26 protein-coding genes are annotated in these 25,438 nt (G+C 40.9%); 11 read left to right on the top strand and 15 right to left on the bottom strand.

Features of this window, described 5'->3' with window-relative positions:
- Positions 1-11 precede the first annotated feature (11 nt).
- Positions 12-674 carry an outer membrane lipoprotein chaperone LolA gene (lolA, locus tag OO007_RS08770; protein WP_325808515.1) on the top strand — a complete coding sequence of 221 codons (663 nt, stop codon included), beginning with the start codon at positions 12-14 and terminating at the stop codon, positions 672-674.
- Between the two features lie 257 nt (positions 675-931).
- On the top strand, positions 932-2,113 hold the full coding sequence (locus tag OO007_RS08765; RefSeq protein WP_325808514.1) for an MFS transporter: 1,182 nt from the start codon (positions 932-934) through the stop codon (positions 2,111-2,113).
- A gap of 158 nt (positions 2,114-2,271) precedes the next feature.
- Here the strand turns inward: OO007_RS08765 and OO007_RS08760 are convergent, their stop codons facing one another.
- From OO007_RS08760 to OO007_RS08750, 3 genes are all read right to left on the bottom strand, one after another.
- A complete protein-coding gene (locus tag OO007_RS08760) occupies positions 2,272-3,750 on the bottom strand; it encodes a tripartite tricarboxylate transporter permease (RefSeq protein WP_325808513.1) in 1,479 nt (492 codons plus the stop codon).
- Between the two features lie 88 nt (positions 3,751-3,838).
- Positions 3,839-4,147: a hypothetical protein gene (locus OO007_RS08755; protein ID WP_325808512.1), complete on the bottom strand. Its 309-nt coding sequence runs from the start codon at positions 4,145-4,147 to the stop codon at positions 3,839-3,841.
- Positions 4,148-4,303: 156 nt separating this feature from the next.
- Complete coding sequence (locus OO007_RS08750; RefSeq protein WP_325808511.1) at positions 4,304-5,239, bottom strand: tripartite tricarboxylate transporter substrate binding protein; 936 nt, start codon at positions 5,237-5,239, stop codon at positions 4,304-4,306.
- 350 nt (positions 5,240-5,589) lie between these two features.
- Here OO007_RS08750 and OO007_RS08745 point away from each other — a divergent pair, with 350 nt between their 5' ends.
- The gene (locus tag OO007_RS08745; RefSeq protein ID WP_325808510.1) at positions 5,590-6,537 is read left to right on the top strand and encodes a TIGR01777 family oxidoreductase; all 948 of its coding nucleotides are present in this window, start codon (positions 5,590-5,592) and stop codon (positions 6,535-6,537) included.
- A gap of 112 nt (positions 6,538-6,649) precedes the next feature.
- Here the strand turns inward: OO007_RS08745 and OO007_RS08740 are convergent, their stop codons facing one another.
- The 6 genes from OO007_RS08740 to aspS all read right to left on the bottom strand — a co-directional run bounded on the left by OO007_RS08740 (position 6,650) and on the right by aspS (position 12,409).
- A complete protein-coding gene (locus OO007_RS08740; protein WP_325808509.1) occupies positions 6,650-7,012 on the bottom strand; it encodes a LexA family protein in 363 nt (120 codons plus the stop codon).
- Positions 7,013-7,049: 37 nt separating this feature from the next.
- Positions 7,050-8,474, bottom strand: a complete 1,425-nt coding sequence (gene cysG / locus OO007_RS08735; RefSeq protein WP_325808508.1) for a siroheme synthase CysG — start codon at positions 8,472-8,474, stop codon at positions 7,050-7,052.
- Positions 8,475-8,524: 50 nt separating this feature from the next.
- Positions 8,525-9,025, bottom strand: a complete 501-nt coding sequence (locus tag OO007_RS08730) for a hypothetical protein (RefSeq protein ID WP_325808507.1) — start codon at positions 9,023-9,025, stop codon at positions 8,525-8,527.
- A gap of 21 nt (positions 9,026-9,046) precedes the next feature.
- Positions 9,047-9,283 carry a hypothetical protein gene (locus tag OO007_RS08725; protein ID WP_325808506.1) on the bottom strand — a complete coding sequence of 79 codons (237 nt, stop codon included), beginning with the start codon at positions 9,281-9,283 and terminating at the stop codon, positions 9,047-9,049.
- Between the two features lie 63 nt (positions 9,284-9,346).
- On the bottom strand, positions 9,347-10,480 hold the full coding sequence (locus tag OO007_RS08720; protein ID WP_325808505.1) for a hypothetical protein: 1,134 nt from the start codon (positions 10,478-10,480) through the stop codon (positions 9,347-9,349).
- 153 nt (positions 10,481-10,633) lie between these two features.
- On the bottom strand, positions 10,634-12,409 hold the full coding sequence (gene aspS / locus OO007_RS08715; RefSeq protein ID WP_325808504.1) for an aspartate--tRNA ligase: 1,776 nt from the start codon (positions 12,407-12,409) through the stop codon (positions 10,634-10,636).
- A gap of 194 nt (positions 12,410-12,603) precedes the next feature.
- On the opposite strand from aspS, the gene OO007_RS08710 reads away from it, so the two are divergent.
- Both OO007_RS08710 and OO007_RS08705 read left to right on the top strand, forming a co-directional pair.
- Positions 12,604-13,533 carry a hypothetical protein gene (locus OO007_RS08710; protein ID WP_325808503.1) on the top strand — a complete coding sequence of 310 codons (930 nt, stop codon included), beginning with the start codon at positions 12,604-12,606 and terminating at the stop codon, positions 13,531-13,533.
- Between the two features lie 33 nt (positions 13,534-13,566).
- The gene (locus tag OO007_RS08705) at positions 13,567-14,214 is read left to right on the top strand and encodes a hypothetical protein (RefSeq protein WP_325808502.1); all 648 of its coding nucleotides are present in this window, start codon (positions 13,567-13,569) and stop codon (positions 14,212-14,214) included.
- Positions 14,215-14,490: 276 nt separating this feature from the next.
- On the opposite strand, the gene OO007_RS08700 is transcribed toward OO007_RS08705, so the two are convergent.
- The 5 genes from OO007_RS08700 to OO007_RS08680 all read right to left on the bottom strand — a co-directional run bounded on the left by OO007_RS08700 (position 14,491) and on the right by OO007_RS08680 (position 19,255).
- On the bottom strand, positions 14,491-14,985 hold the full coding sequence (locus OO007_RS08700) for a Crp/Fnr family transcriptional regulator (RefSeq protein WP_131905160.1): 495 nt from the start codon (positions 14,983-14,985) through the stop codon (positions 14,491-14,493).
- Between the two features lie 105 nt (positions 14,986-15,090).
- Positions 15,091-16,884 carry a DEAD/DEAH box helicase gene (locus tag OO007_RS08695; protein WP_131905161.1) on the bottom strand — a complete coding sequence of 598 codons (1,794 nt, stop codon included), beginning with the start codon at positions 16,882-16,884 and terminating at the stop codon, positions 15,091-15,093.
- Positions 16,885-16,927: 43 nt separating this feature from the next.
- On the bottom strand, positions 16,928-17,560 hold the full coding sequence (locus OO007_RS08690) for a DUF502 domain-containing protein (protein WP_131905162.1): 633 nt from the start codon (positions 17,558-17,560) through the stop codon (positions 16,928-16,930).
- A 69-nt stretch (positions 17,561-17,629) separates the two neighbouring features.
- On the bottom strand, positions 17,630-17,920 hold the full coding sequence (locus OO007_RS08685; RefSeq protein WP_131905163.1) for an FmdB family zinc ribbon protein: 291 nt from the start codon (positions 17,918-17,920) through the stop codon (positions 17,630-17,632).
- Between the two features lie 207 nt (positions 17,921-18,127).
- The gene (locus OO007_RS08680; protein ID WP_207906993.1) at positions 18,128-19,255 is read right to left on the bottom strand and encodes a S1C family serine protease; all 1,128 of its coding nucleotides are present in this window, start codon (positions 19,253-19,255) and stop codon (positions 18,128-18,130) included.
- Between the two features lie 123 nt (positions 19,256-19,378).
- Between OO007_RS08680 and rfbC the strand changes: the two genes are divergently transcribed.
- The 5 genes from rfbC (at position 19,379) to OO007_RS08655 (ending at position 23,140) form a co-directional block, all read left to right on the top strand.
- Positions 19,379-19,927, top strand: a complete 549-nt coding sequence (gene rfbC / locus OO007_RS08675; RefSeq protein WP_325808501.1) for a dTDP-4-dehydrorhamnose 3,5-epimerase — start codon at positions 19,379-19,381, stop codon at positions 19,925-19,927.
- A gap of 54 nt (positions 19,928-19,981) precedes the next feature.
- Positions 19,982-20,851 (top strand): dTDP-4-dehydrorhamnose reductase, encoded by an 870-nt coding sequence (gene rfbD, locus OO007_RS08670; protein ID WP_325808500.1) that lies wholly within the window; start codon positions 19,982-19,984, stop codon positions 20,849-20,851.
- Positions 20,852-20,897: 46 nt separating this feature from the next.
- Entirely contained in the window at positions 20,898-21,968 is a 1,071-nt protein-coding gene (rfbB, locus tag OO007_RS08665; RefSeq protein ID WP_325808499.1) for a dTDP-glucose 4,6-dehydratase, read from the top strand.
- Between the two features lie 241 nt (positions 21,969-22,209).
- The gene (locus OO007_RS08660) at positions 22,210-22,617 is read left to right on the top strand and encodes a universal stress protein (protein WP_131905168.1); all 408 of its coding nucleotides are present in this window, start codon (positions 22,210-22,212) and stop codon (positions 22,615-22,617) included.
- A gap of 52 nt (positions 22,618-22,669) precedes the next feature.
- A complete protein-coding gene (locus tag OO007_RS08655; protein ID WP_325808498.1) occupies positions 22,670-23,140 on the top strand; it encodes a flavodoxin family protein in 471 nt (156 codons plus the stop codon).
- A gap of 164 nt (positions 23,141-23,304) precedes the next feature.
- Here the strand turns inward: OO007_RS08655 and OO007_RS08650 are convergent, their stop codons facing one another.
- Positions 23,305-24,603, bottom strand: coding sequence for a pyridoxal phosphate-dependent aminotransferase (locus OO007_RS08650; RefSeq protein ID WP_325808497.1), 1,299 nt, complete (start codon positions 24,601-24,603; stop codon positions 23,305-23,307).
- A 184-nt stretch (positions 24,604-24,787) separates the two neighbouring features.
- On the opposite strand from OO007_RS08650, the gene OO007_RS08645 reads away from it, so the two are divergent.
- Positions 24,788-25,411, top strand: a complete 624-nt coding sequence (locus OO007_RS08645) for a DUF3592 domain-containing protein (RefSeq protein WP_325808496.1) — start codon at positions 24,788-24,790, stop codon at positions 25,409-25,411.
- The last annotated feature ends 27 nt before the right edge of the window (positions 25,412-25,438 follow it).

Here is a 25,438-nt window from a genome sequence, read left to right as displayed (position 1 = left end):
GACCATTGTTTATGATTAATTCGTTACTAAGTAACAAAATTAAATTAACGTTTGCAGCAACATTGTTGGTAGCATCAACAACAGTCGTTACATCAGTTAGTGCCGCTACGAGCGAAGCACGAGCGCGCTTAAATAACTTTTTTACAGGCGTTTCCAGCTTAGAGGGAAGCTTTACACAACAGGTGTATAGCAAAAAGGGCAAAGTAATTCAGAATTCTACGGGACTTATTTCAATGAGTCGTCCGGGGAAATTCCGTTGGGTATACAAAACACCAGATCCACAAGTGATCGTAGGTGATGGTAAAAATATCTGGGTTTATGATGAAGACTTGGAGCAAGTCACCATTAAACCTATGACACAGGCTATGTCCAGCGCCCCTATTGCTATTCTTACACGTAAGCAAAGTCCTGATGAACAATTTGTCGTACAACCTATAAAAGGCGGCGGTGGTTTAGACTGGTTTCAATTAACGCCAAGAAAACAAAGTAAAGATTTTCGCTATATTGAAATTGGTATTGATAAGAATGGAGGAATGCGTCAAATGGTCATGCATGATCAGTTAGGGCAAAAAACTGTTGTTCAGCTTAATGCCAGAGTTAATGTGCCTATCAGTGGAAGTACCTTCTATTTTAAGATTCCTGCTGGGGTTGATGTTATTGGTAAAGCGATTTAGAATTCTAGTAAATGTATATAACAGCGATAGGCATCTTTAAACTGCCAATATTATTGTTGCTATGCTATAAAATCGCTTAGAGTTTGAGCAATAAGGGCGCGTGATTCTCAATTTTTTTCTTGCTCGTTTCTTTCTGTTTCAGGCGGTATTTTTCAAATAAAGCCTTTCTTCGGTGCGTCTTGAATAGCTTAAATAGAAATATTTAAGCTAGATTGATTGCTATTTTTTAGCATGGGCTAGTAAAAGAAAACACCATAATGACAATCAATCGCTCCGGAACCCATTTAGCCATTCTCGTGATGCTGAGTTTCTCGCATTTTTTGAATGACTTGATGCAATCGATTATTCCTGCAGCCTATCCAACACTCAGAGAATCGTATGACTTAGATTTTACCCAGATCGGACTGATCACTTTAACATTCCAGATAGCAGGAGCTTTACTGCAGCCAATAATTGGTATGTTTACCGACCGACACCCCGCGCCTTACTCGCCAGTGGTGGGTATGATGTTTACGATGTCGGGGCTGTTTTGCCTTGCTTACTCTCAGAGTTATTCAATGATCATCGCTTCTGTTGCTTTGATCGGCATTGGATCATCAATCTTTCACCCAGAGGCGACAAGGGCGGCGCGCTATGCGGCTGGCGCCAAGCAGGGATTAGCGCAAGGATTATTTCAAGTTGGTGGTCAGGCCGGCAGTGCGCTTGGCCCCGTTTTTGCTGCACTTATCATTGTACCATGGGGGCAACCGAGCCTTGCGTGGTTTGCCGTTCTTGCTCTGATGGCAATACTACTTTTATCATGGATTGGTAGTAAACAACACCAGATCCGTAAAGAGTTTATTGCGATGAGTAGTCGTAGGAAAGAAGGTGTGGAGGTCGTTAAGTATGCGGCTAGGACGATTGCAGTAGGTCTATTTGTGCTTATGTTGCTGATGTTCACAAAGAACATGTACAACGAAAGTTTTCGCTCGTATTACACATTTTATTTGATAGAGCGGTTTGAACTGACGATCCCCGCCGCTCAGATGATGCTATTTCTCTTTATGCTCGCTGCTGCAATTGGTGTTTTGATTGGTGGAATTCTCGGTGACAGAATCGGGCGATACAAAATTATCTGGATTTCTATTCTAGGCCCACTCCCACTAACGCTGATCTTGCCATATGCAGATCTTTTTTGGACAGGGGTTTTGACGGTCATTATTAATTTAATTATGGCAAGTGCTTTTGCTTCTATCCTGCTTTATGCAATGGATCTTTTACCTAACCGGATCGGTCTTATCGGTGGATTGTTCTACGGTTTAAGCTTTGGCTTCGCTGGTATAGCGGCTGCCTTTCTTGGGGTGCTTGCTGATAGTTACGGGGTCGAGACTGTATATGTTATTTGTTCGTTTTTGCCTCTTGCAGGTCTGCTTACGTTGTTTTTGCCTCGGATTGACTAATCAGCAGAGGCTTGCTCAATTCGGTCTAGTGTCTCGATACGTGAATACTCTGAAAAAGACCATCTGGAGGTTCCTATGAGCAGGGATCTCAAGCTTTAACAACTGATTAATCTTCAGCGTTTTTCGACACACTCATTGAGATTGTTGTTGAAAGCTCCTTATCTATCTGATCTTAAAAACAATAACAGAGCAAATACTGACGCAATCAAAAAACCAACTGCGATCGGATGATCTAAGACCTGCATTGGAGAGTGATTGGTAACGATCAAAGTTTGTCTTAATGACAGCTCAAACAATGGTCCGATGACGAAACCAATCAGGAAAGTTACGACCGAGTATCCAAAACGTTGCATTATGTAGCCGAGCAATCCGAGCACGAGCATAGCGAAGACAGAAAATACGGTATCGCGTTCTAAGTAAGTGCCGATGACGCAGAACAGCACCACAAACGGAATGATAAAACGCGTTGGAACCTGAGTAACCTTTGCAAATAGCGTGAGTCCAAGACGACCGACTACTAGCATAACTAAGCTTGCGACAATCATCGAAACATAGATACCATAGATCAACTTAGGATGTTGTTCAAAGACTAACGGACCTGGCTGTACACCATGAAGCATGAAAGCCGAAACGAGAATGGCAGCCGATACGCTACCGGGCAAACCGATTGCAAATAGTGGGATCAGACTTGCGGGTAAGACTGCGTTATCAGCAGCTTCTGTTGCGGCGACACCCTTGAGATCACCTTCTCCATAAGTATCGCCCGGTTTAGCCATACGTTTGTTAATTGCATAAGATAGGAAGGCACCAATTGTGGGGCCTAAGCCTGGAATGATTCCTGCGGCAATGCCAATGCCCGTAGCGCGTAAGGTTACAGGGAAGGTCCGTTTTACGTCCTCCATGCGTAGATCTTTGTCTGTTTCGGGAGTGAATCCATCAGGCTCTGTATTGTTGTCGCGGCTGGCAAAGAGCTTTTGTACTTGAATCAGCATTTCGGTAAATGCCAGCATCCCAACGGTAGCAGCGATAAGTGGTATGCCATCAAAGAGCTCGATATAGCCAAATGTCATCCGGGGTGTTGCGCTTTCTGGGTCAAGCCCGATAGTTGCGAGTAAAAGGCCGAGAGCGCCAGAAATAATGCCGCGGGAAAGCGATGAGCCCGAAAGCGCTGCAATGAAACTGAGGGCAAAAATCATCACAGCTGTCATCTCTACAGGTCCCATTTTCAAGGCAAACTGAGCAAGAGATGAGGCGAGCAGAATTAGGGTAAATGTCGCAACGAGATCACCGAATACTGAAGCATAAAGCGCTGTTTTCAGGGCCCGTGTAGCTTGCCCTTTTCGGGCGAGTGGGTAGCCATCAAAAGCTGTTGCAGCAGAGCTTGGCTCGCCGGGTGTGTTCAGTAAGATAGCTCCTGTTGCACCACCAGCTGCGCTGGCTTTAGTCACGCCAACGAGAAAGGCGATAGCACCAATTGGGCTCATTGCATAAGTCAATGGCACCGCGACAGAGAGCGCAGCTGGTCGGCTCAAGCCAGGTAATACACCAACCATGTAGCCGAGCACAATTCCTCCAATTACGGAAAGGATCGAAGACAAAGTCAGTGCATCACTGGCTCCTTGAAGGAAGACGTCCATTAGGCGAAGCCTCTTTATTTTTTTAGTTACAGTTTAGCCGATATGACAGAAGGATTTTCGGTACTCTTAAGTAGCGGAAATTAATACGTTAGAGCCCTGACCACTTAACCAGCAAAAGGAGCAGTAGAGCACTAAAACTCATACCTGCCAAGGCAGAAGGCTTTCGTTCGCCAATAGCCAGTGATGAGAGAAATACAAGTGCAGTACCACCGACGACGATATTGGTTTGGTCAATGATAAAAATGCCTAGTAACGTCGCCAACACCAAAGACACAACTCCGCGCATCCCTTTGGAATCTTGATTATTTTCTTTTGGCTCAGGTGCGCGCAGAAGTCCGAAGATCAAGGTGAAGATCGAAATAATCAAAATGAATACGGTTACTGCGATGGGAAGCATCCGTGGCGAGAGGCCAAAATTCTCACTGTCGGCAGTGCCCGAAGGGATCACAATCAATAGTGTGAATAGGCAAAGTCCGGCAACGATGGCGAATTCGGCAAACGGGCGCATCCAAGAATGCGCCCTGCCTTTCAATCTAGGTGAAGATTGAGGCATTTACTCAACGGCCGCTTTGAATTGGGCGCTTTGTGCACGGATCTGTTTATCAAATTCTGTTCCGGTAAGAATATAGCTACCCATGTTACGTTTAGCTAGGATATTCAAAACCTTTTCAGATTTTGCGGCAGCTTCAAAAGCAGAAATCAGTTTTGATTTTGCTTCCTCAGGGATTCCAGCTGGAGCAACATAAATTACCATGTTTACATTTGAGATATCGTAGCCAAGTTTTTTGAGTGTAGGAGCGCTTTCAAAGCCTGGAACTGGATCAGTTCCTAGACCAGCCAGTACGTTTAAGGCGCCTGCAGCTGCCTGAGCGTAATAGGTTCCAGAGCTGTAAGCAAAATCAACGTGGCCACCTAAAACTGAAGCAACGGCTTCTGAACCACCTTTAGTCGGCACTGGTTTGAGGGTAATGCCTTCTTTTTCAGAAATTGCCTTCATAACGACACGATCAAGTGAAGTTGTTGAAGCATAGGTAAGACCCTCGGGATCGTCTTTTGCCGCAGTAATGACTTGCGAAAAGTCCTTCCAGCCTTTCGTCGGGAGTGCTACAAGTGCTTCTGGAAAGACTCCAAAAGCTCCGATGTATTCGAAATCATCGATGCCATAGCTTAATTTTGAGGAATGTGGATCGAACGATATAGTGGTCGAGATCGCAGCAGCTAAATTATAGCCGTCTGCTGGCTTAGCTTTTAGTGTGGTCAGTGCCAAACCACCACCAGCACCTGGCTGGTTCTTCACAACAACAGCTTGGGTGAGTGCTGATGAAAGCGCATCAGCCGCTGCACGCGTTATCGTATCTACACCGCCACCAGGTCCAAAGCCTACCGTTACGGTGATTTCTTTTTCAGGAAATTCGGCATGCACGGGGCTTGCTAATATGGCAAAAGTAATGCTGAAAACGGTGAGTGTTTTTGCAAATGAAAATTTCAAAACTGTATCCTCTCTAACTGTTTAGCTGCTGTTTGGGGTTTATGGATATGTAGTTAATATTGATAAATCGACGGCTGTCTTCTTTTTGTAGTGGTAATCAATATTTAATGCTTTAGATCTTTATTATGTCCTTTTTTAATGATGATTTGTGAATTATAAAGATAGTATTATTCAATATCAAGAGTGTTTAACTTAAATGGGTGAAAATACAGCATAAGATGTAGGTTAATTAGCCTGTATATGGTTTAAAACTCTATTTCACAACTATTTTACATTTTGTCATTCATAATTATCAGACTTAGCAACTAAGAACGTTTACCATAGACTTAAACTAATAAAGGTACTTTTTCATGTATCAACAACGTTATTTAATTACCGGTGGTTCAGGGTTTATCGGCACTGAACTGATCAAGCAATTACTGTTAGAAAATCATGATGTCACTGTTCTTACTCGCAATGAAGTTAATACGGCGAAACACTTTGCCGCTGTCATGGATGCTGAACGCGAAGATTTTCAGGCCAAGGCAAAAGTTAAAACAATCAGCTCTTTAGATTCGATCAATCCAGATCAGTCATTTGATGTAGTCATCAACCTTGCTGGCCAAGGTATCGCTGATAAAAAATGGACTAATGAAGTAAAACAGCAGCTAATTGATAGCCGTATAGACACGACAAAAGCCTTATACGAATTTTTAACAGAAGCGTTGATTAAGCCTGATGTGGTTATTAGTGGTTCTGCGCTTGGGTATTACGGTGTAGATGCAACGAATGAATCCATAAATGAAAATGGTGATACCGATAATAGTTTTTCCAGTCAATTATGTCAGCAATGGGAAGCGGAAGCACAAAAAATAGAAGCGTTAGGTATTCGTACCTGTTACTTACGTACCGGAATCGTTCTTGGTAAAGGCGGTGGCGCGTTAGCCAAAATGCTTCCACCTTTTAAAATGGCTTTAGGTGGTCCCATTAGTGGTGGCAATCAATGGATGTCATGGATTCACATGGCTGACATCGTAGGATTGATTCGATATGCCATTGAGCAAGAATCGATAAGAGGATCTATCAATGGAACAGCGCCCGTACCTGTAACCAATAAAGAATTTTCCAAAACACTGGGCAAGGTGTTAAAAAGACCGGCTATTTTTCCTATGCCAGCATTTGTGGTGAAAATACTATTTGGGCAAATGGGAGAAGAATTATTATTAGCGGGGAAACGAGTTGTGCCAGACAAAATGGTTCAGGCTGGGTATGCTTTTAAATACGCAGACTTGGATAGTGCGCTTAAAGACATTGTGTAGATTATACAGAAAAGTGCCCAGCTCTGAATAAATTCTATTTACGTTTTTAAGAAACAAAAACGTAATATCATTCAAAGTAGGGGGGTGACCTTAATCAATAGCGGTTTTCTTCCTAGTCATAATGCTTATGATAAGTACGTCTTTTACCTGCACGTTGAGTGATGACTCCTTCAATCTGCTCCCATTTTATCTCTATAGTTTCATAGAGATCATTTAAGGGTTGAAGGAAATATCTCTTATCTTTAATCCGTAGTTGGCGAAAAATATATTCACTCTTATTATCTACTGCAAACACAAAAGACCCATCGCGCGCGACATGACCTGGGTCGATAATGATAATACATCCCGCTGCAAATTCAGGTTCCATGCTGTCGTCAATGGTTCTTAGTGCAAAAGGTTCTGCTGCTGAGCAACTGTCTCCATCGCTCATGTTTTGACGGAATGCTTCCTGTATGTCTATTTTGACTTCATTCATGTGTGTTTCTCATTTTGTTGCTTACGTAAATGATCTGCTATGTCTTATGCCGCGTAAATTCTGATGCTTCTTTTACATGTCGTTGTGGTTCGTACCAATGCAATTTATCGTGTAACTTAACCACTTCGCCAATGATTGTTAGTGTGGGTGCTCTTACGCCCGAATCTTTTACTAGCTGCGGTAATGTGTCGACTGTGCCAATATGTACGCGTTGGTTCATGGTCGTGCCTTGCTCAACCAATGCGGCGGGCATGTCACCTGACATGCCGTGTGCTTGTAATTGCTCACTGATGACCTTGATGCCTGTTAATCCCATGTAGAAAACAATGGTGTGGTTTTTCTGGGTTAGTTGCTCCCAGTTTAAATTGATTGTGCCATCTTTCAGGTGTCCGGTAGCAAACGTCACGGATTGTGCATAATCACGATGAGTTAACGGAATGCCCGCATAGGCTGAGCAACCAGACGCTGCTGTAACAGCTGGTACAACCTGGAATGGTATATTGTTCTCAGCGAGTTTTTCAATCTCTTCACCGCCGCGGCCAAAGATAAAGGGATCGCCGCCTTTTAAGCGAAGGACACGTTTTCCCTGTTTTGCCAAATCCACTAATAGATCATTGATTTTATCTTGTGGAACAGCATGGTTTTCTTTTTCTTTGCCTACATAAAGACGTTCTGCATCTTTATTTGCCATATCAAGAATTGCTTTTGATACTAATCGGTCGTAAACCATGACATCAGCCTGTTGCATCAAGCGTGCTGCTTTAAAGGTCAATAAATCAGGATCTCCCGGTCCTGCGCCGACTAAATACACTTCACCTTGCGCGTTCGATTTACCTTCGGCGAGTTGTTCATCGAGCAACGTTCTTGCAGCGTCATCCTGACCAGCGTATACGAGTTCTGAGAATGTTCCTTTTAATGCTGATTCCCAAAACTCTTTGCGTTGTTGTTGAATAGGGAAAACCTGTTTCACTTTTTCTCGGTATTCTTCGGTAATCGCAGCAAGACGTCCGCACGCTGAAGGAATCATAGTTTCCAGTTTCATGCGTAATTGTCTTGCCAAAACAGGGGAAGCCCCTCCTGTGGATATGGCAACAGTCACTGGTGAGCGATCTAAAACAGAAGGAAACAGGAAGCTGCCAGCATCTGGATCATTAGCCACATTAACCAGAATATTCGCATCGTTAGCGGCTTTAGCGATCTCCTGATTAATGTTTATATCATTGGTTGCCGCAACTACTAAAAATGCTCTAACGATGTCAGTATGCTCGTAAGGCCTTCTTAAAATGGTGATACGTTTTGAATCTGCATTTTGCTGTAAGTCATTATGTATGTCGGGTGAAATAACTGTCACAATCGCTTCCGACTTTAACAGGCTATCGACTTTACGACTCGCTACTGGTCCGCCGCCTACAACGAGGCAATGACGGTCTTTAACGTTTATGAATATTGGAAAATGTGTCATGTGTTTTCTACTTTTAATGTTCCTGTTGGCATTCTTGGCTATATGTAACGTTATTTCTTTTTATGGCGTTTAGGGCGTGACTGGTATTTCACTATATCTTTAACAATTTCCCCATAAGGAAGTTGGTCAATCGTTTGGTAACGCTTTATTGCTGCTTGCATGGTTTGATGTATATTGATTACTGTTTGCTGCTTAACTGAGTTAGTCTCTTCGTCATGATTCGTTTCTATTTTGGTGTTGGAGTCATCCTCAAAGATAAACTGTAATGCAAGCATGCCACCTGCTTGAACTTGTAATTCTTTATTGTGAGGCATAGGTCCATCGATAGTGACTATTTTTAAGGAGAAGCGAGCGTTATCTCTAATAGCATTCAATATTTGTGTGCATTGTTCTAAAGCCTGTTTTGACTGACAAGCAACACCTTCTCTGGTGGCTAGTACAAATTTACGCTTAAGCTCGCAATCGCAGCGTCGGTTAGTAATGGCTTTCTCAAAAACACATCGGTTAGGGTTTAGTTTATTATAGGTATTTCTGAATTCTATCTCATCCATGTGTAAAACTATGGGCGGAGCCTATTTTTCCCACTCTTTTACAACTGTCTCTTCGCGCTTTTCCTGAAGCAATTCTTCTGCCTGAAGTTGATTGGCGGCATGTACCATTTTAACACTGATGGCACCGTTCAACGGTAACTCGGCACGCATCGTTCGTGAGAATGTTTTAGCTTCTTTAAAGGTTTCAAAGGCCTGCTGGAAATCAAGATTCTTAATTATTGGTGTTGGTTGGGTTATTTTAAAAACGTAATAAGGCATTCTTTATTCCTGATAATTTTGAATATAGTGACTCAAGCTCGTTATATTCAGTAACAAATGTATTTACATAAGTATATCAATTTTTTCTAATAATGGAGTGGTCAATGGTAATAGACGCTTACGCATTACAGTGCCCACAGAATCGTTTCCACTAAATACCGGAATCAAGGTATGTTCTCCCATTTGCGCGAGTACCAGCATGGCATTCAACAAGGGTAGATGTTTTGAATCTAAAGCGTTAATGACGGCTTTCAGGTCTGCATCGATAGGGTGTTCGCAAATCTCATCGCTATGCTGGACGGCTATTTCAATAGATCGTGTGCCTCGCCCATCTTTAAGCAGAGTGTCCAATGGCAACTTAAAATACTGATTAATTGCGATGAATAATGAGATAACGACTTCCTGATCAACAGGTTTATTCAGCGATAGCTTTAGCGTTTCTAGCCAGGTCTGACCGTTACTATCGAGTAATTCAAGCAATGTACTTGCATAGATATTATTGTTGTCGATTAGGGTTTCAAGCTTATCAGCAATGCTAGTAAAATGAGGGCTTGGTTCTTTAGCTAATGGTATTTGCTTAGGATCGCTGTGTAAAAATCCCACATAAAACGGGTTACGGCGTTTTGCTCGTGCCCAGAGCTTTTCTTTTTCTGCTTTGCTTAATATGTCACCCTGAAGACAAAGCCTCACCATGCTGACGATGTTCAGTTGCTTCTCTTCAAACGGTAAGAATTCCATCAGGTATTCAACCAGTTCTTTTCCTAATTCACCTTGCCAGATTTCGGGGTATTCCATTAAGCGCATCGCAACTTCAGTCGTTGGATGAGCCCACCAGGCGCGCACGCCAATGTCATGCGACAGTGTTTGTGCATGAACTACGGCGACAACTGCTTCTGGTTCGCCCAGTAATAACATGTGTTCCAGAGTGTTGTCGGTATGTCCCATGCGCGTCCAGCGTTTAATAAAAATGGGATAACCGCCGGGTGAGCCGGTAATTTTTAAAGAAAGTAATTCTCTAACCGTGCGTAAGTATTGTTCATCGCGCGTATTAGGATTCAGTACGACTTTGGCTTCACCTTGATCGGTGAGTGCATGCACGGTCATTGTACCTTCGTTGATACGAATGGCTTTTAGGTTTTGAGCAAGTAATACGTTAAGCCGCAGATTGTCTTCATTGGAGAGTGAGGAGAGCTGCATATCGTTATCGTAGCTCGTTTGCGTTAGAAATAGCAGTATTTATGTTATTAATCAGATGCAGAGTTTGAGCACTCTGCATCTGAATACTTTTTTTATCGGATAAAAAAAGTGCCTCAAAGTAGGGGGGTGACTTAATAGATTGCACCCCTTTGATTATTTAGTCTCTACTTCAGGTAATTTTACTTGAATGCTTAATTCTCGTAATTGCTTACGCGGTACATCAGCAGGCGCTTCAGTCAGCATACAAGCGGCAGTCTGGGTTTTCGGAAATGCAATAACATCACGAATAGATTCGGTGTTTGTCATAAGCATAACCAAACGATCTAAACCAAACGCCAAACCACCCAATGGAGGGCAACCAAACGTGAGTGCTTTCAATAAGAAACCAAATTTCTCTTCGGCCTCTTGCTCTGAAATGCCCAGCATATCGAATACTGCAGATTGCATTTCAGATTGGTGGATACGTATAGAACCACCGCCCACTTCGTAACCGTTGATAACCATATCGTAAGCATCAGAAAGTGCTGCACCAGGATTCTCACGTAACTCTTCAACGCTACATGTAGGCGCAGTAAACGGATGATGCAGTGCTTGCCAGCGATTATCTCGATCGTCCCATTCGAACATTGGGAAGTCGATTATCCATAGCGCAGCCCAATCACCTTGCAATAGGTCTAGGTCTTTAGCGAGCTCTTCACGTAACGCACCTAAAGCATCATTGACGATTTTAGCTTTATCCGCACCGAAGAAAACCAGATCGCCATCTTCTGCACCTGTTTTTTCCATAATGCTCATTGCAACTTCATCAGGTAGGAACTTCAAAATAGGAGAGTTCAAACCTGCAACGCCATCAGCTAATTTGTTTACTTTGATATACGCTAAACCACGCGCGCCATAACGAGAAACAAACTTGGTGTAGTTATCGATATCTTTGCGAGAAAGGTCCGCGCCTTTAGGTACGCGAAGTGCGGCAACACGGCTACCTTCGTCGTTTGCAGGGCCAGAGAAGACTTTAAAGTCTACGTCTTTCATTTGCTCGCTCACTTCAATAAGCTCTAGCGGGTTACGCATATCTGGCTTATCCGATCCAAAACGATGCATTGCTTCTGCGTAAGTCATTTGTGGGAATTTATCACCCAGATCAACATTGCCAACGTCTTTAAATAATTTGCGAATCATGTCTTCCATGGTTCCCATAACGTCTGCGCTTCTGACAAATGCCATTTCGATATCCACCTGGGTGAATTCTGGCTGGCGATCTGCGCGTAAATCTTCATCACGGAAACAACGCGCCATTTGGTAATAACGATCGATTCCGCCCATCATCAACATTTGCTTAAATAGCTGTGGTGATTGTGGCAGTGCGAAGAAGTTACCCGGATGCGTACGTGAAGGGACAAGATAGTCACGTGCACCTTCTGGAGTAGCTTTGGTAAGAATAGGTGTTTCTACTTCAAGGAATTCATTGTCGTCAAGATAACGGCGCATGTTTGACGTCATTTTAGAGCGTGTCTTCATGCGTTGCTGCATTTCGTCACGACGTAAATCAACATAGCGATATTTTAATCGCACGTCTTCGTTAACATCGTCATCTAACTGGAATGGCGGAGTATCAGAGGCACTTAAGGTTTCTAACTCAAGTGCGAATACTTCGATCTTACCGCTGGTTAGATTATCATTGATCATGCCTTCAGGACGCGCACGCACGGTGCCACGGATTCGTAAGATATGCTCGTTACGAATCGTTTCTGCAGTCTTGAACATCTCCTGATCATCAGGATCAAAAACAACTTGCACTAAACCTTCGCTATCGCGTAGATCAACAAAAATAACCCCGCCGTGATCACGACGACGATTAACCCAGCCACATAAAGTGACTTCTTGATCCATTAGTGATTCATCAACCAATCCACAACGGTGTGTACGCATAGCAAAAAACCCAATTATTTACGTTAAAATTTGAAGCGGAATAGTAAGCTTTGTGGCTGTTAGGTGCAAGTTTTTGCTGGGATTTACCAGCGGATATACAGTAAGGTTTCACGCTGAGAATGAAGATAGCCGATTAAGACTGTATTAATTGCTTGAGTTTTATAATGTGCGTTGATTTTAAGGGGGATTAATTTATGTCTATTATTTCACAGCTGCTAAGTTCGCTATTGGTGATGCTTTGGTTTGTCGCTCACTTTATGGGGGATAATATTCTTAAAATTGTTCCTTCGCCCTATGGCGAAGATTTGATTCGTTATCGATGGTTGATTTTAGGCCTTGGGATTTTTCTTTCTATATCTAATTTTACAAACAGGATAAGACAACAGAGAAAGGCAAATAAACGCGACAATCGAAGCCGTAATGGCTCGAGATGGCAAAAGAATGATTCAGCCATCATTCGTAAAGACTTTGAATCAGAGCAACGCAAGGAAAGTTTCGTCTCGAGTTTTCGTGAAAATACTTCAAGCCGACAAACACCAGAACTTATTGAGCTAGCAAAGAAAGTCAAGTGGACACCAATCGTTGGTGGTGGTGCCAACTTTAAAACCAGTTATCTGCAACAACCTACCCCATCAAGAATAGAAGTTAAAAAGTCTAATGGCGGAAAGCTTTTCTCAGCAATCTTCATCGGTATGGGATGTTTTGTGCCCGGTGTCATTGCCTATCAGATGTTTATGGATGAAGGATTCGGTTGGGGAATTTTGGGAATGATGGCTTTTGGTTCGATTTTTGTAGCTGTGGGTGTTGCTACGCTGTTTTACCCTAGGCCGCGTATTTTTGATAAACAAATTGGCTGGTTTTGGGCAGGTAGTAAACGATTGATGAGTGAGAAAGAGTTATCACAGCTGAAGAAATCTGCACGTCTTTCTGATATTGCAGCCATTCAGATATTATCAGAACGTGTCTCGGGTAAAAACTCCAATTATACGTCGTGGGAAATTAACCTTGTTTCGCATGACGCCCAAAGATTGAATGTGATGGATCATGGTAATAAAAATAACATCGAAGAAGATGCCATAATGCTGAGTGAATTTCTGGATGTCCCTGTCTGGGAGAATACTTAAATGATTATTTTATCTGATTTTTAAGAGATATTTGTGACTACAGAAAAGCAACAAAAGCTAAAAGCTTTAGCTAAAAAACAAGATCCTCAGTTAACACAACTGGAACTAAAGCTTGATTGGACGCCGTTATCAGATAATGGCTCAAGTTTTAAAACGACTGCATTCAAGCAATTGAATATTTCACGTTTAGTAAGCAAAAAAACACTAGGTGCATGGGTTTTTACTCTGGCTGTTAACTTCATAGCATTATTAATCTCAAGTCTTCTCGTATACACTCTTTTTATTGAAGAAAGTCCCAAATTGTTAATGATCGTTTCAACAATGCTAGCATTTTCTCTAATGTTTGTTATTGCAGGTATTTGGTTGATATTTAATCCAAAACCTTGGATTTTTGATAAAACTAAAGGTTGGCTTTGGCAAGGATCTAAACAATTACATAAAGACCAGGATTTCTTACCATTAAAAGAAGCGGTTCGATTGTCGAATGTTGCTGCAATACAAATCTTACCAAAAAAAATTTCTGACGAATCAAAATACACATCATGGGAATTTAATCTAGTTTGCAAAAATGGCAAAAGAATAAATATTATGGATCATGCAAACAAAAAAAGTATTTTAAAAGATGCATACTTTTTAAGTGAGTTTTTGAGTATTCCAATATGGGAAATTTCTGATTATTGATTATTGATTATTGATTATTGATTATTGATTATTGATTATTGATTATTTTATTAATTGTTCTCAAAATACTTATGTAAGAACAACATCAACGTAATTATCTGCCAAGTGGCAGTAACTTAAAATAATGAACCATGGAAATACAAATAGCATTCAATAAGATGCGAAAATACAGGGGGAAATTTTTAAATGTGTCTGTTTGAATAAAACCATGCAGGTTATGAATAAAATAAAATTGGAGTATATTAAAAACACACCCCCCTATTTATAAGCACTTTTTTATCGGTATCCGATCCCTACGACTTGTCTGTAAAGGCTCGCCATATCTTTACTGCTACTACGGATTAATTTGTCCATGCTCATGACAACCAGTTCTAATAAATTAACCGAAATATAAGGGTGCTCTACGCATAATCGTTTGTACATGGGGCGAGTAATCGCGAGAAGATAAACGCCATGTTTGCGGCTGGCGCGTAAACGAATGGATCTTGGTTGCTTGTCGAAGAACGACATGATTCCTACCAGACCACCAGCTTCGATTCTGCCGACATCCATTTCCTTGCCGCCTTCATCATTGGTCATTCGAATTTTACCATCGAGGACCAGATAAAACTCATCACCCACAATACCGAGATCGGCAATAATTTCATTGGGCTGGATTTCTTGAATACGTGTGAATTTCAAAAATTCTGCAATTTCATCCTTAGTTAAAGATGCACTGAATTGCGGACAATTCTCTTTTATTAATTCTATGATTTTTTGATTATCAGACATAGGTATTATCTTTGATATAAAAAATGGCAAGAACTCAAATTAAGCCCATTGCCATTTATGATTACTGTAAATGGTTTAACTTAAAAAACATTAATAAGACTTTTATTATTTAGAAGATTTTTTCGAGTCTTTTTTGGGCTTGTCTTTAGCTGATTTTGTTTCTGAGCTGTCTTTACCAGTTAATTGACGTAACTGTAGCTTTTGACCCATTACACGTACGCCTTGAAGATGTTTTTCAATCTCTTTTGGCATGCCTTCTGGAAGGTCTACGGTAGAATAATCGCCGCTGATATCGATGTTCTGAATATACTGACTCTCTACACCGGCTTCATTAGCAATAGCGCCAACGATGTGTCTAGGCTCGGTACCATGGCTTTTACCCACATCCAGGCGATAGGTAACCATGCCTGCTTGTGTTGGACCACGCTTGCGCTTAGAACCTTGTGATCTTTCGCGGTTTTCACGTGTACGATCGCCTCTTTCACGACGATTATTATTACGGTCGCCTCGGTCATTACGATCTCCACGATCATTTCTATCGCGGCCTTCACCCAATTTTCCATCAGGGATTCTGCTTTGCGGTGTAACCAATAACGGACGGTCTTGTTGCACTAAAAACGCTAATGTAGCAGCGATTTGTGAAAGTGTTAGCTTATTTTCTTCTTCAAGATCAGCAATAATTTTCTCATAGAAGTCGAGCTTCTGTGATTCAGCCGTTTCATTCACCATTTCTTTGAAACGATTGATTCGTGCTTCGCTGATATCTTGTGGAGATGGAAGTACTAATGGCTCAATAGTTTGACCCGTAGCGCGCTCGATACCTTGCAGTTGACGACGACCATTCGGTGGAATGAATAGAATTGCAGTTCCTTTACGGCCCGCACGACCTGTACGTCCAATACGATGCACGTAAGATTCGTTATCCGCTGGCATATCGTAGTTAATAACGTGTGTAATACGCTCAACATCTAATCCGCGAGCTACAACATCGGTTGCTACGATGATGTCTATATTGCCTTTCTTTAAACGATTGATGACTTTTTCACGCATCGATTGCTGGATGTCACCATTAAGAGGAACAGACGCATAGCCACGTGCGGATAATTTTTCTGATAATTCAGTGGTCATATTCTTGGTACGAACGAATATGATAATACCACCCGTTTCTTCAGCTTCCAGATAACGAGTTAGCGCATCTAATTTGAAAGAGGTTTTACCGGACCAGTAATACTGAGTAATTGTAGAAACCGTTGAAGTTTCTGTCTTAACTTTGATATCAACAGGGTCAGTCAGGTATTTTTGGGTAATGCGTTTGATGACGCTAGGCATGGTTGCAGAAAACAAAACCGTTTGACGTGTGTCTGGCGTTTCTTTTAGAATCGTTTCAACATCATCAATAAAGCCCATTCGAAGCATTTCGTCAGCTTCATCTAAAACTAGTGCTTTCAAGTTGCCCAGTTTAAGTGTTTTACGGCGTAAATGGTCCATAACACGACCAGGTGTTCCAACTACAACATGCGCGCCGCGTCTTAATTGTCTTAATTGAATATCGATACTTTGTCCACCGTAAATAGGCATTACGTGGAAGCCTTTAAGGTGTCTTGCATAACTTTGCATTGCTTCAGCAACCTGAATTGCAAGTTCGCGTGTAGGTGCAAGTACCAGAATTTGTGTGTCTTTCGAGCTGAGATCTAATCGACTTAATAAGGGCAAAGAGAAAGCAGCAGTCTTGCCTGTTCCGGTTTGCGCCTGACCAATAAGGTCTTTTCCTTCCAATAGGTGGGGGATGGTTTCTGCTTGTATGGCAGATGGAGCTTCGTATCCGGCTTCTTCAACCGATTTTAGGACGAGTTCATTCAGATCAAGGTCTGAGAACTTAATATTTGATTCGTTTGACATAATTTAGTACGGCGTAATTTGAAGAAGGTCGCGCAGTATATGCTTATTCTGACCTTTGTGTAGTTATTTTAGCATTTCTTTCAGGTGTAACAACGCCTAATGACATAACAAGCTTTAATGCATCCTCCACATCCATGTCCATTTTCTTCACTTCATCCTTGGGTACAAGCAAAATAAAGCCAGAAGTTGGGTTAGGTGTTGTCGGTACAAAAACAGTAATTAAATCCTGTCCTGTGGCATCACTAAATATCTTAGGACTATCATTAGTTTTGAAGCAAATGGTCCAAACACCTAGACGAGGATACTGTATCAATAGCACTTCATTAAAGGTATTGCTATCAGAAGAAAGAATAGTAGATGTCACTTGCTTAACAGAGGAATAAATACTTCTTACCAACGGGATCCGGTCTAAGAGATTTTCCCAAAAGTGTATAATTCTTTTGCCAGCAAGATTGGTTAAAAAGAAACCGGTTATAAAAATAATCATTGCACTAATGACAATGCCAAGACCCGGCACATTAAAGCCAAACAAAGCTTCTGGGCGCCAGGCTGGTGGTAAAAGTACAATGGTATTGTCCATTAAGTTGACCAATAACTTGATCACAAAAATGGTGATACCCAATGGAATCCAGATGAGTAAACCCGTAATGATATATTTTCTAAGTTTACCGAGCATTTGGTTTATCAGTGTCCTTTGTGTATTTTTGTATACCGTAAATTTAAGGTGAAACAGATAAGTAAATGATTACTTCTCTGTTTTAGCAGGTTTCTTTTCGGGAGCTTTTTCTTTTGCGGCTTTCTCGGGCTTTTTGTCAGAAGTCGATTTGTCGCCTTCAGTGAGGTTCTTTTTATTACCCGATTTAAAATCGGTCTCATACCAGCCTGATCCGCTTAAACGAAATGCTGCAGCAGATACTTTTTTCTTCATATCTGGTTTACCGCACGCACTACAGTCGGTTATATGTGCATCACTAATTTTTTGAATAACTTCAATTTCATTACCACAAGACTGGCATTGGTATTCGTATATGGGCATAACTGATTCCGCTAAACTATCTATCTAAAATAGAAATTAATGTAAGTTTGATCTTGCTGAAACACAAGAATTAGTTTTTAGTAATATGCGGGTGATTTATTCTATTTACAAGGAAGAACAATTATTTTTTTATCATCTTTTACCATTGTTAATTGTATATGTTTCCGAGGTAAGAATGTAATTATGGCATTAGATCATGGCATCAGATTATTGCATGAATAAGTGCAGTGGGATTTTTAATCTTGTTTTACCCTGTCTGAGTACTTCAAGCATCACAGTGTCGTTAATCTGATATTGTTCGATGATATCGAGAAAATCGTTTAAATCTTCTACTTTTTTACCATTCACCGCTTGAACAACGTCACCTAAAATCAAATCACCATTAACCAGCTTAGAATCAATTAAGCCTGCCTTGTCAGCAGGGGAGTCTCGCTCCACTTCTAGAATGAGTAATCCTTTAATTCCTAATTCTTTAATCAGTAGTTTATTTGCGGTGTCGTTGGCAGTGATCCCTACATGTGGGCGAATATAACGACCATTTTTAATCAGATTTGGTACAACCCGATTTACTTTATCGACAGGGATGGCAAAACCTATACCTGCCGAAGCACCTGACGGACTGTATATGGCGACATTCATCCCGATTAATCGACCAGCACTATCTAGCAACGGACCACCTGAATTACCAGGATTGATCGCGGCATCGGTTTGGATAAGGTCATCCATATTCAAGGTGCTGTTTTTTATGGTGCGACCAAGTGCAGAGATAATGCCTGTAGTAAGTGTATGGTCTAGCCCAAAAGGGTTACCAATTGCATATACTTTTTGACCTACGATTAGTGATTTACTTGATCCTGGTTGAATTGGTCTGGGTAGGTTTTTTACACCATCCAGTTTCAATACGGCAATATCATGACGTTTTGATCGGCCTATAATACGTGCGGTATAGGTTTTCTTGTTATTTAAACGAACTCTTGCTGTCTTATTTTGTTCAACCACGTGATAGTTGGTTATGATATGACCTTTGTTATCCCATAAAAAACCGGTACCTGTTCCACTAGGTACCTCTGCAATGTCACGTGTCCAGACATTAATAACGCGCTTTACAGTCGAGATATAAACAACAGAAGGGTTATTATGTCTGAAGATGGCGATAGTGCCTTTTTCTTCGGGTGTTAGGTCTGCTCTTCGGGCAATATTTGCGGGTATGGTTTCTGCCGATAAGTTGTTATTACTGACGTTAGGTATAAATGATGTCAATAATAACGAAACAGCAGTAATTGCAGTTAAAATGAAAATGATTTTTTTTGATGATTTAATTGATCGTTTTGTCATCATATACACCCTTAAAACTTATATTTAACAATGATATTAACGTACATAAGTCATTTATAACATTCTATACTGTTTAACTTTTAAGATAGTTGCATTAAATAAGATATCAAGTATAAAGCGCCTATGAAATTTATCCCTACAAAAATCCCAGACGTCATAATGATTGAACCAACTGTTTTTGGTGATCATCGTGGCTTTTTTATGGAAACGTGGCAACGTAAAACCAGTGCTAAAAATGGAATCGATTATGATTTCGTTCAAGATAACCACAGTAAGTCTACTCAAGGTATTTTACGCGGTTTACACTATCAAATTGAGCAAACGCAAGGCAAACTAGTCCGCGTTGTTGAAGGCAGTGTGTACGATGTTGCCGTTGATTTACGTAAAAGTTCTCCGACGTTTGGTGAATCTGTCGGTCTTGAGTTATCTGCTGAAAACAAAAAAATGCTTTGGGTTCCACCTGGTTTTGCACATGGTTTTTATGTGATGAGTGAAACAGCTGAGTTCGTCTATAAGTGTACGGATTATTATGCGCCAGAGCATGAAAGAAGCCTTTTGTGGAATGACGAGAAACTTAAAATAGACTGGCCTCTTGTAAATGGTGAAAACCCTATATTGTCTGATAAAGATGCGGTGGCCCCAACATTGGCAAACGCAGAGACATTTGCTTAGTCTATCGCAAAGACTCCATACCTAAATTAAGTAACTATATACTCAAAAAAACACATGAAAAAAATACTGATTACTGGTGCTGATGGCCAACTTGGTTTCGAACTTCAAAGAAGTTTACCAGCCGGATTTGAGTGCTTAGCGACAGATAAAGACGCTTTGGATATTACAGATGCGCAAGCAGTTAATACGTATGTAGATGAGCATAAACCGGATGTGATCATAAATGCCGCTGCTTATACTGCTGTGGATAAAGCAGAAGAAGAGACAGAACTGGCAATAGCAATCAACACCACTGGGGCTAAAAATCTCGCGCAGGCGGCAAAAGATAACGCTATCAAATTGGTGCAGATATCTACCGACTTTGTCTTTGACGGCAAAGCATGTTCTCCTTATGCCGTTGATGCGGATACCGATCCAGATGGTTATTACGGTAAAACCAAACGCGACGGTGATAATCTGGTTGTAGATATTCTGGGTGATGAAGCATTAATTATAAGAACTTCCTGGTTGTATTCATCCCATGGTAATAACTTTGTTAAAACCATGCTGCGCTTTATGCAGGAAAGAGAAGAGCTTGGGATTATTGCTGATCAAATAGGTACGCCAACCTGGGCAAATTCGTTAGCCAATGCTGTATGGAAATCGATAGAACTCGACACGACAGGATTTCATCATTGGTCTGATGCGGGTGTGGCGAGTTGGTATGATTTTGCCTATGCCATCATGGAGGAGGGCGTTTCTCTGGGTTTGTTAGACAAAGAGATTACCATCAACCCGATTACAACAGCAGATTATCCAACGCCAGCAAGTCGTCCTTGTTATAGCGTATTAGATAAAACAGTGACATGGAAAGCACTTGGTCTAAAGAGCGATCATTGGCGCGTAGCGTTACGTAAAATGATGAAAGAATTGAAAGCTAAATAGTTATTAGCTGATAAGTGTGAAATAGCTTAATAGAGAGAATATAAGAATGAGAAGATTATTAGTTACAGGTGGCGCTGGTTTTATTGGTGCAAACTTTGTGTATTACTGGATGAGAAATTATCCGGAAGATCACATGGTGGTTTTAGATGCGCTAACCTACGCAGGCAATGAACCAAGTCTGGATGCTTTAAAAGATAAGCCTAATTTTAAATTCGTTGAAGGTAGTATTGCTGATCAGGCTTTGGTTGAAAAACTGCTGGTAGAAGAAGATCTGGATACGATTGTAAACTTTGCTGCTGAAAGTCATGTAGATCGTTCTATTTCTGGTCCTGATATTTTCCTCGAAACCAATGTTATCGGTACCCACAATATCTTGAAAGCTGCTCGTAGAGTCTGGATAGAAAATGAAGACACGGCTAAGCCGAACCATCGTTTTCATCATGTATCGACAGATGAAGTGTACGGTGAGCTAGACGATGATTCACCAGGTTTCACCGAAGAGCATGTGTATGCACCAAATTCGCCTTATTCAGCCAGTAAAGCTTCATCAGACCACATTGTGCGTGCGTATCATCATACTTTTGGTTTGAAAGTTAGTACCACTAACTGTTCGAATAATTACGGTCCATACCAATACCCGGAAAAACTTATTCCATTGTTTTTAACCAATATCCTTCGCAACAAGAATTTACCAGTTTATGGTACAGGCAAAAATGTGCGTGACTGGTTGTACGTAGACGATCATGCAAAAGGAATTGATCTTATATTAGCAAGCGATAAAGTCGGTGATATTTACAATATCGGTGGCAATAACGAATGGAATAATATGGATATTATTCATCTTCTTTGCGAATCAATGGATAAACGATTTGCTGAAAATCCTGAACTGGCAAAACGATATCCGGAAGCAGCGCCGGCAAATGGTAAAAAATCAGCCGATTTGATTACCTTTGTAGAAGATAGAGCAGGACATGACTGGCGTTATGCGATCGATGCCAGCAAGTTCAAAAAAGAACTGGGATATGAGCCTGATGAAACGTTTGAAACGGGTATTCAAAAGACCATAGATTGGTATCTGGATAATGAAGAGTGGTGGAGACCATTGCTGGTTAACTAAGACCTTTGCTAGTTAACTAAGCTCTATCCATTTAATAGTCTAAAAGGCTATAAAAACAAATAAAGACACCCCCCTACTTATAGGGGGATTTTTTTCTAATCACATTAGTTGATATAAGTCGCTAATACTGCGAGTTTTACAACACGCATCTTTAAAATAAGTTATTAATAAGGCATCAAAGCTCATCAAGAAATGAGTGAATGTTAATTGTTACATTAATCAAACTATTTAGGAGATAGCCATGTACGACAATATATTAATTCCCGCTGATTTTGCACATGACCAACAAACTATCGAGTCATTACAAAAAGCCAAAAAATTATTAGGAAGTGGCAAAATTATTCTATTGCACGTGTTGGATGAAATCCCTGCTTATGCCCTAATTGAAATGCCAGATAATATTGAAGTAGAGCATATCGCTACTGCCAAAAATGATTTACAGGCTATTGCAGATAAAGCAGGTGTTGAAGTAGAAGTAGAGGTTCGTAAAGGTGGTTCTTACGCCAACATTATAGAATCTGCTGAAGATAATAAAGCGGGTTTAATTATTATCAATTCACATCGTCCTGATTATAAAGATTACCTCTTGGGTTCAACAGCAGCAAAAGTTGTTCGTCATGCGCAATGTCCTGTATTGGTTGAACGTTAGAATTTCCTTAGGGGTTTACTCCTTGATAGGGACTCCGCCATAATGTCGCTCAATGGCAATTAAAAAGAAATTACTTATCGTTGTACATACACCTTCGGCTAATACTCAGTTATTAGCCGAAGCCGCACATCGCGGTGCATCTCATCCAGATTTCGATTCCATTGAAGTCACGCTGACCCAACCACTAAAAACCACCGTCGAAGACGTTCTCGAATGCGATGCCATTTTACTAGGTACAACTGAGAACTTTGGCTACATGAGTGGAGCGATGAAAGATTTCTTTGATCGTATTTACTATCCTTGTCTGGAGAAAACAGAAGCGCTGCCTTACGCTATTTTCATTCGTGCTGGCATCGATGGCTCAGGTACAAAACAAGCGATGGAAAAGATTATCACTGGCTTACGTTGGAAGCCGGTACATGAAACACTTATTCTGCAAGGGAGTTATCAAACAGCTTTTGAAGGAGAGGTTGAAGAGCTTGGTATGACAATTGCGGCAGGTTTAGATGCAGGGATTTATTAGTATTTAAAGCGTGCTCAAACAAGTGTAATCAGATGTGTTCTATAAGACTCAACAAACCTGATACAATAAAAACCCCCTGTAAGTAGGGGGGTGCCATATCTAATTAAAGACCTATTTATAGCAACGCTTTTTAATCGTATATCTAATAAAAGATTAAAAATAAATTAAGAATAATATAGATTAATGGCTCGACCAATTTTGTGTAGTGTTTCAGTGAATATTTCGTCGTTTTCCTGCAGCAGCGTCATTCTAAATCCGTTTATATCAGAACTGAAACCGGTCAATGGAACAACACAGACGCCTTCAGATCCCATCAATTCATAGGCAAACTGGAAATCAGTGTTTTTAGATAAATTATCAGGTGTTTGCTCAAGATCGTCGAGGTACAGACGCACTTGCTTATTCACTGACTCCAGCGTGTTTCTCGGTAAGTCGATTAACTCAACCACCAAATAGAAAACCCCTTTCGGTTTATTGACTCGCACTTGTGGAATATGACTAAAGAATTCGCAGGCTTCATTCGCTCTTTCCTCATATTTGCGGATACGACCTTCGAGATAACATTCGTATTCTGGGTGATCATACAAGTGCGGTAAAACAATCTGCGGTAAGGTCGTTGAACAAACTTCAAGCATTTTAGTCAGCAGGATGATTTCGATGAAACCTTTAAAGTTTTTGTCTTTTTCGGCGTTATACACTTCAATCCAGCCACAGCGCGATCCAGGCCAGGGAATATCTTTACTGATTCCCTTCATGCTGATGCCAGGCACATCTTGAACAATTTCATGCAAAAGTGTGGTTTTAATGCCATCAAAAGTCATGTGATGATAGATTTCATCAAAAATAAGAAAACAATCATACTTTTTGGCAATCGCTACAATTTTTTCCAGCGTTTCACGTTTGTAAACACTCCCCGTTGGATTGTTTGGATTAATCACCAAAATCCCAACGACATTGTCATTATATTTAACCTTGTTCTCTATCTCTTCTACATCAGGTTCCCAATCGTTCTCAGGGTCTAGCGAGTAACTAAGAAATGCACAACCCGCATGCATGGATTCAGCCGTAGCGTGCGATGGGTAAGTAGGTGAGGGCACCAATACGCGCGTTTCTTTAGGCAGGTTATTCATCACTTTATTGATTGCTTCACCTAGGCCGTTGAAGAACAGAATATCCTCAACCGTGCATTTCTTTTTATCAGAGAAATGTTCTAGCACGTACTCGCGTGCGGCTAATGCACCTTTGGTTTCGGTGTAGGCAAAGCTTCTTTCTGTTGCGACTTGTTTCTGAATGACATCGTGCATCCATGCGGGTACGGGTTCGCCAGCGGCGACAGGGTCACCGATGTTTTCCCAGATCATGGAGAATTCACCCAGTTTTTCCAGTTCTTTGCCGATGATGACAACTTCACGGATGGGATAGCTTAAAAGTGCGCTGTCAGCGCGTAATAGATTTTGTCGCACAGTATTTTCTACGTTTAGTGATAAAGACGCGAAAGATCATAACAAATTCTTAAGTTTTGGTGAGCAGTTTTAATAGATAGTTATTGTCTATTTTGGGATAAGGGAAATTATCTCAACAGTTAAGGTATGTCTGTTCAGCCTAGATTCGTTTAGTTTTAGGTAATATTGATGGATAGTTGAAAAAATGACCGCCAATAATCAAAATAAAACCATATTACCCATGTCAGCATTATCTAGCCCAATACAAAAAATTCTTAATTTTTCGGTGAAACTGTTTGTCGCGTTGTTCGTTGTTGCGTTGCTTATATTTATGTTTCCTGAAATGGCACATCACTTGATATTGCTCATCGGCGCCGGAATGAGCGTTTACTCCTTACGTATCTTAAAAAAATACGGCGACTTACAAAGCTGGCAGTTAGAAAAAGCCAGGATAGAAACATTATCTGAAGTGACAGACGAACAAACCGAAGGCAATTCTGGGGCTGTGAAATATTATTACCCTGAGATCAAATACCACTACACGTTAGACGAAAAGACTTATACCAGTAAAACAGTCTCGCTGGAAAAACAGAATATCTGGTGCGCAGAAAAAAATGTCTGGGGTGAGTCACTGACAGAAAATGAAAAATGGTGGTCTGCTTTAAAAGTTGGATACGAACTGTCTGCTTATATAAATCCTAAAAACCCAACAGAATCGGTATTGATCAAAAATATCAGTAACACTCGACGTTCACATCACTTAGCCATCTTATTTGGTGGGATTCTGATTTGTTTTCTGTGGCTTTTGGTCGTACTACTCAATTTTTAATTTTATTATTAAATTAATACCCCGTTC

Origin of the sequence: Cocleimonas sp. KMM 6892, assembly GCF_035798195.1 — a bacterium.
GTDB classification, from domain to species: Bacteria; Pseudomonadota; Gammaproteobacteria; order Thiotrichales; family Thiotrichaceae; genus Cocleimonas; species Cocleimonas flava.
This window is presented reverse-complemented; position numbering and strand designations above follow the sequence as displayed.